At 73.4% G+C, this 10,721-nt stretch carries 11 protein-coding genes; 7 read left to right on the forward strand and 4 right to left on the reverse strand.

The genetic code is table 11. The features are described from left to right. The first annotated feature begins 2 nt into the window (after window positions 1-2). The 5 genes from LPA41_RS35395 (at window position 3) to LPA41_RS35415 (ending at window position 5,061) form a co-directional block, all read left to right on the forward strand. Window positions 3-1,277 carry a DUF4350 domain-containing protein gene (locus LPA41_RS35395; RefSeq protein WP_229075613.1) on the forward strand — a complete coding sequence of 425 codons (1,275 nt, stop codon included), beginning with the start codon at window positions 3-5 and terminating at the stop codon, window positions 1,275-1,277. Beyond that, window positions 1,229-2,236 carry an AAA family ATPase gene (locus tag LPA41_RS35400; protein WP_374238248.1) on the forward strand — a complete coding sequence of 336 codons (1,008 nt, stop codon included), beginning with the start codon at window positions 1,229-1,231 and terminating at the stop codon, window positions 2,234-2,236. The genes LPA41_RS35395 and LPA41_RS35400 overlap by 49 nt, the downstream gene beginning before the upstream one ends. After that, window positions 2,236-3,540 carry a DUF58 domain-containing protein gene (locus tag LPA41_RS35405; RefSeq protein ID WP_229075615.1) on the forward strand — a complete coding sequence of 435 codons (1,305 nt, stop codon included), beginning with the start codon at window positions 2,236-2,238 and terminating at the stop codon, window positions 3,538-3,540. The genes LPA41_RS35400 and LPA41_RS35405 overlap by 1 nt, the downstream gene beginning before the upstream one ends. Window positions 3,541-3,625: 85 nt before the next feature. Continuing rightward, window positions 3,626-4,114 (forward strand): VOC family protein, encoded by a 489-nt coding sequence (locus LPA41_RS35410; RefSeq protein ID WP_229075616.1) that lies wholly within the window; start codon window positions 3,626-3,628, stop codon window positions 4,112-4,114. 68 nt (window positions 4,115-4,182) lie between these two features. Then, complete coding sequence (locus LPA41_RS35415; RefSeq protein ID WP_229075617.1) at window positions 4,183-5,061, forward strand: alpha/beta fold hydrolase; 879 nt, start codon at window positions 4,183-4,185, stop codon at window positions 5,059-5,061. A 118-nt stretch (window positions 5,062-5,179) separates the two neighbouring features. On the opposite strand, the gene LPA41_RS35420 is transcribed toward LPA41_RS35415, so the two are convergent. After that, window positions 5,180-6,163 (reverse strand): stage II sporulation protein M, encoded by a 984-nt coding sequence (locus LPA41_RS35420; protein WP_229075618.1) that lies wholly within the window; start codon window positions 6,161-6,163, stop codon window positions 5,180-5,182. A 27-nt stretch (window positions 6,164-6,190) separates the two neighbouring features. Between LPA41_RS35420 and LPA41_RS35425 the strand changes: the two genes are divergently transcribed. Then, window positions 6,191-7,048, forward strand: a complete 858-nt coding sequence (locus LPA41_RS35425) for an RDD family protein (RefSeq protein WP_229075619.1) — start codon at window positions 6,191-6,193, stop codon at window positions 7,046-7,048. Between the two features lie 21 nt (window positions 7,049-7,069). Here the strand turns inward: LPA41_RS35425 and LPA41_RS35430 are convergent, their stop codons facing one another. After that, window positions 7,070-7,555: a hypothetical protein gene (locus LPA41_RS35430; RefSeq protein ID WP_229075620.1), complete on the reverse strand. Its 486-nt coding sequence runs from the start codon at window positions 7,553-7,555 to the stop codon at window positions 7,070-7,072. A gap of 324 nt (window positions 7,556-7,879) precedes the next feature. Here LPA41_RS35430 and LPA41_RS35435 point away from each other — a divergent pair, with 324 nt between their 5' ends. After that, window positions 7,880-8,215: a hypothetical protein gene (locus LPA41_RS35435; RefSeq protein ID WP_229075621.1), complete on the forward strand. Its 336-nt coding sequence runs from the start codon at window positions 7,880-7,882 to the stop codon at window positions 8,213-8,215. Window positions 8,216-9,019: 804 nt separating this feature from the next. Here LPA41_RS35435 and LPA41_RS35440 read toward each other — a convergent pair. After that, window positions 9,020-9,385 carry a hypothetical protein gene (locus tag LPA41_RS35440; RefSeq protein ID WP_229075622.1) on the reverse strand — a complete coding sequence of 122 codons (366 nt, stop codon included), beginning with the start codon at window positions 9,383-9,385 and terminating at the stop codon, window positions 9,020-9,022. A 133-nt stretch (window positions 9,386-9,518) separates the two neighbouring features. Continuing rightward, a complete protein-coding gene (locus LPA41_RS35445; RefSeq protein WP_229075623.1) occupies window positions 9,519-10,688 on the reverse strand; it encodes a TDT family transporter in 1,170 nt (389 codons plus the stop codon). Window positions 10,689-10,721 lie beyond the last annotated feature (33 nt).

The raw sequence follows: 10,721 nt of genomic DNA on the forward strand, positions 1-10,721 counted from the left end.
GGATGCGGGTGATCCTGCCGTTCACCGCGATGGCCGTCCTGATCGGCGGCACGCTGCTCGCGCACGCCGTGGAACAGCCGGACCCGGGCGACGCCGCGTACCTCGACCCGGCCTCGGAGCGGGACATCGGCGGCGGGCGGCTGGCTGCCGCGCTCCGCGCCCGCGGCACCACGGTGGAGACGGCGGCCACCACCGGGGAGGCGATCGAGCGGGTACGCGAACGCGCCGGCACCACCCTGTTCATCCCGGTGCCGTCCTTCGTCGACCTGCGTCGGCTGAGCCTGACCGGGTTCCCGGCCGGTACCCGCCTGGTGCTCGTCGCCGCCGAGCGCCGCGACCTGGACCAGACCGCCTGGCCGGTCCGGCACGCCGGGACCCGCTGGGCCGCCCGGGCCGTCGGCGCCGACTGCGCCCTGCCGCTGCTGCCCGGCCCGGCCGCCGTGCAGCGCCAGGAGTACGCCTCCGACGAGCACACCGTCTGCTACCACGGCGGTCTGGTGTCCTTCGACGACGGCGAGGCCACGGTGGTCCTGGTCGGCGCCGCCGACCCGTTCCGCAACGACCGGATCACCGAGCATGCCAACGAGGCGTTCGCGACCGCGATGCTCGGCGGCGGCCGGGTGGTCTGGCTCGACCTGCACGAGTGGGATGACAGCGTCCCGGCGGACGAGGAGGAGTCGTCGGCGACGCCGTCGGCCGAGCCCAGCGACGGGGAGTCGCTGCCCGAGCTGCCGCCCCCGCCCGGCGCTGGCGGCGAAGGGGCCCCCGACCAGGCCCAGGCCCCGGAACCCGAGGACCCGCCGCTCACCGACGCGTTCCCGCCGTCGTTCTGGGCGACCCTGCTGCTCGCCGCGATCGCGCTGCTCGCGCTCGCCGCGGCCGGGGCGCGCCGGCTCGGCACCCCGGTCGCCGAGCCGCTGCCGTCCCGGGTGCCGGCACACGAGACGATGCTCGGTCACGCCCGCCTCTACCAGCGCGCCCGGGCCCGCGGCCCGTCCCTGGACGTGCTGCGGTCCACCGCGCGGCGCCGGTTGGCCGCGCACCTCGGGTTGCCGCCGGACGCGAGCAGCACCGAACTGGCCGGCCACGCGGGGCTGCCGCCGGAACGGGTCCGCGCCGTGCTCGACGGCGGTGTGCCGCAGACCGACGCCGACCTCGTGGCGGCCGCCCGCAACGTCCAGAACCTGGTGCGTGACGTCACGCGCCGGGCCGGTGCCGGCCCGGCGACATCGGGCCGACCGCCGACATCGCAAGGCCGAGAAGGAGAACCGTCGTGACCGCCGAGAACGAGCAGGCCCGTGCAGCGCTGACCCGGTTGCGCACCGAGGTCGGCAAGGCCGTCGTCGGGCAGGAACAGGTCGTCGGCGGCGTCGTGCTGGCGTTGCTCTGCGGTGGGCACGTGCTGCTCGAAGGCGTACCCGGCGTCGCCAAGACCCTGCTCGTCCGCGCGGTCGCCGCGGCGTTGAGCCTGGACACCAAGCGCGTCCAGTTCACCCCCGACCTGATGCCGGGCGACGTCACCGGGTCGCTCGTGTACGACGCGCGCAGCTCCGCCTTCAACTTCCGGGCCGGGCCGGTCTTCACCAACCTGCTGCTCGCCGACGAGATCAACCGGACGCCGCCGAAGACGCAGGCCGCACTGCTCGAGGCGATGGAGGAACGGCAGGTAAGCGTCGACGGCAGCCCGCGGCCGCTGCCGCAGCCGTTCCTGGTCGCGGCGACCCAGAACCCCATCGAGTACGAGGGCACCTACCCGCTGCCGGAGGCCCAGCTCGACCGGTTCCTGCTCAAGCTGTCGGTGCCGCTGCCGGAACGCGACGACGAGATCGACGTGCTGCGCGCGCACCACCGCGGCTTCGACCCCCGTGACCTGAAGGCCGCCGGCGTCACACCGGTCGCCGGTCCGGCGGAGCTGGCGGCCGGCCGCGCTGCCGTCCGGCAGGTGTCGGTCGCCGACCCGGTCCTCGCGTACATCGTGGACCTGTGCCGCGCCACCCGGCAGATGCCCGCCCTGGAACTCGGGGCCTCACCCCGCGGCGCGACGGCGCTGCTCGCGATCGCCAAGGCACACGCCTGGCTCGGCGGGCGCGACTACGTGGTCCCCGACGACGTGAAGGCGTACGCCGTGCCCGCGCTGCGCCACCGGGTACGCCTGCGGGCCGACGCCGAACTCGACGGCGTCACCGTGCCCGCCGTGCTGGCCGGGGTGCTCGCCGCGGTACCCGCCCCCCGCTGATGGTCACCCGCCGTTTCGCCGGGATCCTCGCCGTCGGCCTGCCGCTGCCCGCGCTGCTGCCGGCACCCTGGATCGGCCTGCTGGTCGTGGCCGGTTTCGCGGTCGCGGTCGCCCTGCTCGACCTCGCCGTGGCCGGGCCGCTGAAAGGTCTGCGGCTGCGGCGCGACGGCGACCGGACGGTGTGGCTCGGCAACACCGCGACGGTCACCCTCACCGTCACGAACACCGCCCGCCGGCCGGTGAACCTGCAGCTGCGGGACAGCTGGGTGCCCTCCGCGGGGGCACGACCGGCCCGGCACGACGTGCTGGTCCCCGGTGGGGAGCAGCGGGAACTGCCGACCATGCTCGATCCGGTGCGGCACGGGGACCGACCGGCGGTGCGCGTCACGCTGCGGTCCACGGGGCCGTTCGGGGTGGCGTACCGCCAGCGCAGCCGCCGCTGGAACCAGCGGATCTCCCCGCCGTGGACGCTGCGGGTGCTGCCGCACTTCCCGTCCCGCCGGATCCTGCCGGAGAAGCTGGCGCGGATGCGCGTCATCGAAGGCTCGACGGTCACCCGCGGCCGCGGGCACGGCACCGAGTTCGACGTGCTGCGGGAGTACGTGATCGGCGACGACGTGCGATCCATCGACTGGCGGGCCAGCGCGCGCAACAACGACGTGATGGTCCGGACCTGGCGCCCCGAACGCGACCGGCGGGTCGTCTGCGTCCTCGACACCGGCCGCACCTCCGCCGCCCGGGTCGGCGACGCGCCCCGGCTGGACGCGGCCATCGACGCCGCACTGCTGCTCTCGGTGCTCGCCCACCGCGCCGACGACCGGGTCGACCTGCTCGCCCTCGACGCCGAGGTGCGGGCCCGGGTGACCGGCTCACGGATCGACCGCCTGATCGACGCGATGGCGTCACTGTCGCCGGAGGCCACCGAGACCGACTGGTCGCGGCTCGCCTCGGCCGTCCTGCGGCGTGATCAGAAACGGTCCCTGCTGGTGATCTTCACGGCGCTGGAGCCGGCCCCGATCGTCGAGGGCCTGCTGCCCCTGCTGCCCCGCCTGACGGCACGCCACCAGGTCGTCGTCGCCGGGGTCCGCGACCCGGAGGTCACCCGGCTGGCCGAACTGCCGCCGTCGGCCGGCGCCGCCGACGTGCACACGGCGGCTTCCGCCCAGCGGGTGCTGCGCGAACGCGACCGGGTGCGCGAGGTGCTGACCCGGTTCGGCGCCCACGTGGTCGACGCCGACGCGGACACGTTCGCCGGCCAGGTCGCCGACACCTACCTGCTGCTGAAAGCCACCGGCCGCCTCTAGCAGTGTTCATTGGGGACAGGAACTGGCCGGAACGGCGGCTACCTTCGGCGGTGACACACTTCCGGTCGCAGAGGAGTCACCCGATATGTCTGTCAAGGCGATCCCCGAGGGCTACACGACCGTCACGCCGTGGATCATCTCCCGCGACACGGCCGCGGTCATCGACTACCTTCGCGAGGCGTTCGGCGCCGCGGAACTGGGCCGGGTGACCGACGCCCGCGGCCGGATCGGGCACGCGGAGGTCCGGATCGGCGACGCGATCGTGATGCTCTTCGACGGCGACCCGAGCTGGCCCGCGACCCCCGCGTTCCTGCGGCTGTACGTCGACGACGCGCACGCCGTGCAGCGGCAGGCGGTCGACGCGGGCGGCGTCGCCATCTCGGAGGTCACCCATCTGGCGTTCGGCGACCTGGTCGGCAGGGTGCGCGATCCGTTCGGCAACGTGTGGTGGATCCAGACCCACATCGAGGACGTGACGGCCGAGGAAATGACGCGACGGTTCAGCGATCCCAGGTTCACCGCGGCGATGGAGTACATGCAGCGCCCCGAGACCGAGATCTTCCCCCGGAGCTGACCGATCGGCGCCGATCGTGTCGCGCGCTGCGACGTGCCGCGACCGGTGCGGTGTCCGACAATGAGTTGATGTTCGACGACTTCACACTCGAGCACATCGACCTGGGAGACGTGTCGATCCGGGTGCGGCACGGTGGTGCCGGTACGCCGGTGGTGCTGCTGCACGGTCATCCGCGTACCCACACCACCTGGCACGCGGTGGCGCCGCGCCTGGCCCGGGAACATGTCGTGGTCGCGCCGGACCTGCGTGGTTACGGCCGGTCCACGCTTCCGCCCGACGCGCCCGGCCATGTGCAGTCCAGCAAGCGGGAGATGGCCCGCGACGTGGTGCGGCTGATGGCCCGGCTGGGGCACGACCGGTTCGCGGTGGCCGGGCACGACCGGGGTGCGCTCGCCGCGTTCCGGACCGCGATGGATCATCCGGAGCGGGTCACCCATCTGGTTGTCATGGACGGCCTGCCGGTGGTCGAGCATCTGGAGCGCACCGACGTCACGTTCGCGCGCGTCTGGTGGCACTGGTGGTTCCTGGGCCAGACGGACAAGCCGGCCGAGCGGGTGATCAACGCCGATCCGGACGCCTGGTACCGCACCCCGGACCCGGCCGCGATGGGCGAGGCCAACCACGCCGACGTGTGGCAGGCGCTGCGGGATCCGGCCGTGGTGCACGGGATGTGCGAGGACTACCGGGCCGGCCTCGGCGTCGACCGGGAGCACGACGAGGCGGACCGGGCCGCCGGTCGGCGGGTGCGGTGCCCGATGCTGCTGCTCGAATCCGTGCACGACGACATCGACATCCACGGCGACCCGACAGGCATCTGGGCGCCCTGGGTCGCCGGACCGGTCAACCATCAGCTGATCGAAAGCGGGCACCACCAGGCTGAAGAGGCCCCGGAGCAGGTGGCCGCCGCCCTGCTCGGCTTCCTGGCGGCACCGGCACCGCCGGGCTGACAACGCACCGGGCGGCGCGTCCGCGTCAGCGGGCGATGTACCCGCCGTCCACGAACGACCGGGCGGTCCGGACCGGCACGGCCAGGCCGTGCGGGAGGCGGCCGGTTGGCGTACGTGATCAGGCCTGCGGTAGCTCGTACGCCGTGCCCTCCGGTGTCGCCGTGCGTGACCGGGCCGCCCGGCCCAGCAACAGGGCGTAGGCGAGGAACGCCACCCAGGCCAGCGCGCCGATCCCGACGCGGGACGACGCCGGCAGGCCGGAGGGGGTGACGTAGGCCTCGAGCAGGCCGGCCACCGCCAGCACCGGCACCAGACCGACAGCGATCACCATGCCGGATCGGGCCCGGTCGATCAGCGACTGACGGCGGGTCAGTGTCGGGCCGGGTGCGATCCAGGCCCAGCCGAGGCGCAGGCCTGCCGCGGCACCGACGAAGACGGCTGTCAGTTCCAGCAGGCCGTGCGGGGCGAGGTAGGTCAGGAAGGTCTGACCGGCGCCGGCCGAGGAAAGCACCCCGCCGGTGATGCCGACGTTGAGCAGGTTCGCGCCGAGCAGGTAGAACACCGGCAGGACCAGCACACCGGCCGCGATGCACTGTGCGGTGAGCACGGCGTTGTTCGTCCAGACCTGGCCGGCGAAGTTCTGCGGCTCGTACTGGCTGTAGTAGCCGACGAAGTCCCGCTCCACCAGCTGGGTGATCTGCTCCTCGGAGAGGAAGTGCGCGGCCACCTCGGGGTGGGCGCTGACGTAGCCGATCAGCGCGGCGGCACCGGCGACCAGCAGCGTGCCGAGGAGAGCCCACCAGCGCCACGTCGCGTACAACTGGGCCGGGAACGTCTCGGTGAAGAAGCGCAGCACCGACCGCCAGGAGAAACCCTGACCGCGACTGATCGCCGCGCGGGCCGCCATCAGCTGCCGGGAGAGGTCGGTCAGGACGAGCGGGTCGGGGGAGCGGCCGCGCAGCACCGACAGGTGGGTCGCCGCCCGCTGGTAGAGCACGACCAGTTCGTCGGCCTCCGCGGCGCTGAGCCGGCGGCGCCGCGCGAGCTGCTCCATCCGGTCCCACTCACCGGCCCGGTCCAGCACATACGCGTCGAGATCCACCGTGCGCCCTTCGTGTTTACTGTGCCGGTGACTGTGGTCGGTGAGCGGGACGTTGTCAACGCGGAGGCGGTCGCCCTTGACGTCCGCCCGGCGCGGCTCGGTTCGCGCGCGCTCGCCCTCGGCGTCGACATCTGCGTGCAGGCCGTGCTCGTGCTGTTCCTGCTCGCGGTCACCTCGATCACGCTGCGTGCGCTGCCGCCCAGCCTGGTCGACGACGCGTTGTTCGACACGACGCTACGGACGGTCGTGGTGATCGTGCTGCTCGCCTACCCGACCCTGATCGAGACGGTCACCAACGGCCGCAGCGTCGGCAAACTCCTGGTCGGCCTGCGCGTGGTCCGCGACGACGGCGGGCCGATCCGGCTGCGGCACGCGTTCACCCGGGCGCTCATCGGGTTCGCGGTGGAGTGGCCCGGCCTGCTCCTGCCCCTGGTCACCTGGATGATCAGCCTGGGCACGATGCTCGGCTCGGCGCGCGGCCGGCGACTGGGTGACCTGGCCGCCGGGACGATGGTGGTGCACGTGCGGCGCCCGTACCCCTGGCTGCCCGTGCCCCCGATGCCGCAACACTTGGCCGGCTGGGCCGCCGTGGCGGACCTCGCCGCGGTCGACGACAGGCTGGCGCTGTCGGTCAGGCAGTACCTCTCCCGCGCCGCGCTGCTGCGCGATCCGCACCGTTCCCGGCTGCGACAGGACCTGGCCGGCGAGGTGGCGGCCCGGGTGCGCCCGGCACCACCCGCCGGAACCCCGCCGGACGCGTTTCTGGCAGCGGTGCTGGCGGAGCGCCGCCGCCGGTCCCTCCCGGCGGGCGACGCCCTCGCCGAGCGCCTGATGCGAGACCCCGGGGGTACGGGCATCGCGCTCCGATCCGCCGCACCGGACTAGGCCGTGTCCTGGGCGGCCCGGTCACACCGCGCGGAGGACCAGGTCGAACCCGGTCTCCATCCGGTACGACCACGTCGCGCTGTAACCCGCCCACTCACCCGTCTGTTCACCGTCCTCCGGGGTCGTCTGCCCCATCCGGGTCTGCACATCCGGCGGCACCCCGACCTGATCGAGCACGCAGTTGATCGCGGCCGGTTCCAGCCCGCTGCCCGACGAGAGGTCATCGGTGCCGCGGCCGTCGATCGACAGCGTGCGTCCCCGGTCCTCGAACGTGGTGCCGCTGCCGGTCGGGTCGCAGAACTCCCGGGCACCGGCGAGCACCGCCGCGCCCTGCTCGGTCTGCTGATTGCTGGTGTACGCGGACCCGCCCCACCAGCCGGCCCCGAACACGGCGGCGAGAGCTACGACCCCGACCGGGATGACCCACGCGAGGTTGAGCCCGCTCGGCTGCGGTTCCCGCACCACGATGAAACCGTCGTCGGTGAGTTCGGTGGCACCGCCTGGCACTGGGCTGCCCGGCACTGGGCTGCCTGGCCCTGGGCCGCCCGGCACTGGGCTGCCCGGCACTGGGCTGCCCGGCACTGGGGCGTCCGGATCTGCCGCGTTCGGTCCGGTGAAGCCTGGCCAGGGCGCACCCGGCGCGCTCCCATCCGGCGCCGTCGCACCTGGGACGGTCGTGCCGTGAACGGTCGCGCCCGGTGGGGTGGCGCCTGGCACGGTAGCGGCCGGGGTGGTCGCTGTCCGGTTCGCGTCCCATCCCGGGGCGGTCGGCCACCCGATGGGTGCAGCCGAGTAAGAGATCCCGGGGTAGGGCTGGCCGGGCTGCGGAGGTTGCGGCCGGCCCGGTGGTCGCGGCGGGCCAGGCTGCCGCAGATCCGGCTGCCGCGGATCCGCGTGGTGCTGATCGTCCTGGCGCGGATCAGTTCCATGCCGGTCGGCCTGGTCCCGGTCGGGCTGGTGCTGATAGGTCTTGTGCGGGTCGGCCTGGTGTGGGTCGGTCTGCTGCGCGCCAGGCTGATGCACGCCAAGCTGGTGTGGGTCGGTCTGGTGCGCGCCGGGCTGGTGCGGGTCGGTCTGGTGCGGGTCGGTCTGGTGCGGGCCGGGCTGATACGGGCCGGGCTGGTGCGGGTCGCCGGGCGTCTGCGGACTCGTCACGATCCCTCCTGAGGGCGGTTACGGCGCCCGCCGGCCCGTCTCGATGGGCGGAGGTGGGCACGCGGTCGGCGTCTCATCGCACCCTATCGATCCGCGCCGCCGATCCCGATCGCCACGTCGGTCAGGAATCCGCATCGTTCCGGCCACGCCCGGACCGCCGGTGAGGATCGGCTGCCGGGTGAACCGGACCCACCGCCGTGCCCGTTGTCCTTGCGATCGTCCCCAGTCGAGTGCGGCTCGGTCGCGCACGTCGGCCCTGGCGAGATGTTGATCTGCTAGCGATGCGAAATCGCGGTTTCAACCCCATGATCACAGCGTTTTCGTAGCGCTAGCAGATCAACACCGCCGCGGACGCAACGCAGCTGATCGCGCTACCGCCTGGGAGCCGGGGCCGAGAAGCACGATGCCGCTCGCAACTGCCTCGCCCGCTGCCGCATCGGCACCCTGGACGCCATGCTCGCGCACCGCGACTCCGGCCGGTGCAAAACGCCTTAAAGCTCGCAATCACGGCTGCGAAACCATAGGGGCGCCCGGGCGTCGAAGGGCAACGCCTGTTGCGCCGGCCTGCCGGAACCGAGACCGGCCTGCCGACCCCGAGACCCGGCCTGCTGAAAGCGACGCCGGTGTGCCGGAACCGAGACCGCCCTGCTGAAAGCGACGCCGGTGTGCCGGAACCGAGACCGCCCTTCCGAAGCGACGCCGCCCTTCCGAAAGCGACGCCGGCCTGCCGAAACCGACGCCGGCGTGCCCGGAATGAACCGCGCAGTGATCCTTTCCGGACGCGCCGGCGTGGCTTTCAGTTGTTCGGGTCGCCGCTCACCAAGGGGCTTCGCCGTAGACCTTTCCGCACGCCCCGGCCAGGTCCAGCCAGGCCTGGGCCATCGCGACGTTCAGCGTCTCGGCCGGCTTCGGTGCGGCGGCCGCGACTGCCGCGCTGGTCTCGCGGACTGTGCCCGCCGCCTCGCGGATCGCCTGCTGCGAGGCCTGGGCCGCGACCTGCGCTGCCTGCCCGGTACGTGCCGGGTCGAGGTGCGCCTTGGCCTCATTGACCTCGCTCACCGCGTGGCAGGCCGCCCGGTCCGGGTCGGCGCCGGCCGGCGCGGCCGCGGGTGCCTCGGCGGGCTCCGCGCCGCAGCCGGAAAGGATCAGCAGAACAACGGGAAGGAAAAGCATTCGACGCATGGCCGGGACCATATCCGTGCAGCGCGACTGTACCGTTTTCCGGGTGCCGGAAAACGAATCTCCAGCGGCAGTTTTTCGCGATTTTCACGCCGATCCGGATAGTTGATCTCGTATTCCGGTGCGGCGGCAGGGATTAACGCGCCGCCGGGGCGGAACGCTGCGGGCGGGCCGGGAACGGCACCCGCACGGTGGAATCGCGCAGATCCCGCAGCGTGCGCACGCCGACCGTGAGCCAGGCCGCCACCAGGGCGGCGTAGAGCAGGACGGCGACGACGGTGAACATGTCGGAGCCGGTCCGGACGGCCAGCGCCGACGTGCCGGTCACGCAGGTGCCGACCGGGAAGGTGAACGACCACCAGGTCAGTGAGAACGGCAGGCCGCGGCGGACGGTGCGCACGGTCACCGCCAGCGCCAGGCTTCCCCAGAGGAGCGCGAAACCCCAGAGTGGCACGCCGAGGACGACGCCGAGGGCGGCGAAGCCTTGGGCGTACGGGTCGGGCAGCACCGCCGGTGCGACGGAACCGAGCAGGTTCGCCGCCGTGATCGCCTGACCGATCGGGCCCAGTCCGATCCAGAGGGTCGGCACCATCCTGGCCGGCCCCGTCGCGTGCACGGCCAGCCGCTGCCAGATCAGTGTGGTCACGATAAGCGCCGCGATCAGGCTGAGCCCGAACATCGCGTAGCAGGCCAGCAGCAGGGTGAGTCGCGGCTGCCCGGCCGGGACGTGCGGCACCAGCAGCGCGCCGGTTGCGGCCGAGACCATCGGCGGCACCACTGGCATCAGCCAGCCGCCGAACGCGTCGTCGCCGGGCGAGCCGCCGTTCACCGGCCGGGCCGCGGCGACCGCCGCGGCGTGCCGGGTGAACCGGAGGTAGGGCACGGCGATCGCGCTGCCCAGGCCGGTCAGCGTGCCGGCCAGCCAGAGCACCGACGAGACGATCACGGCGACCCGGTTGCCGATCAGGGCCGGGCCGAGCAGCAGGGTTCCGGCGCCCACGGTGAGCAGGGCCATCGGCGGGGCACCGTAGAAGTTGGCCATCACCGGGTCCGCGCCGTGCGCCAGGGCGGTCCGGTGCCGGCGCGCCGTCCGGACCAGCAGCAGCGTGAGCAGGGCGGTGGCGAGCAGCCAGACCACTGTCGCGAACGGCCGCAGCACCCCACCGCCGACGGGCAGGGTCACGGCGGCGGTCGCGACGATGCCGGTCGCCATCACCGAGGCGAACCAGTTCGGGGTCGGCGCCGGGGACGGCACGGGTGTCGGGGGCGTCGCGGTTGGCGCGGCGGGACGGGTCAGCAGGCTCACGGTGCCACGATGCTCGCCGATCGCCGGGCCCGG

This window comes from Actinoplanes sp. DH11 (assembly GCF_020873875.1).
In the GTDB taxonomy this organism is placed as follows: domain Bacteria; phylum Actinomycetota; class Actinomycetes; order Mycobacteriales; family Micromonosporaceae; genus Actinoplanes.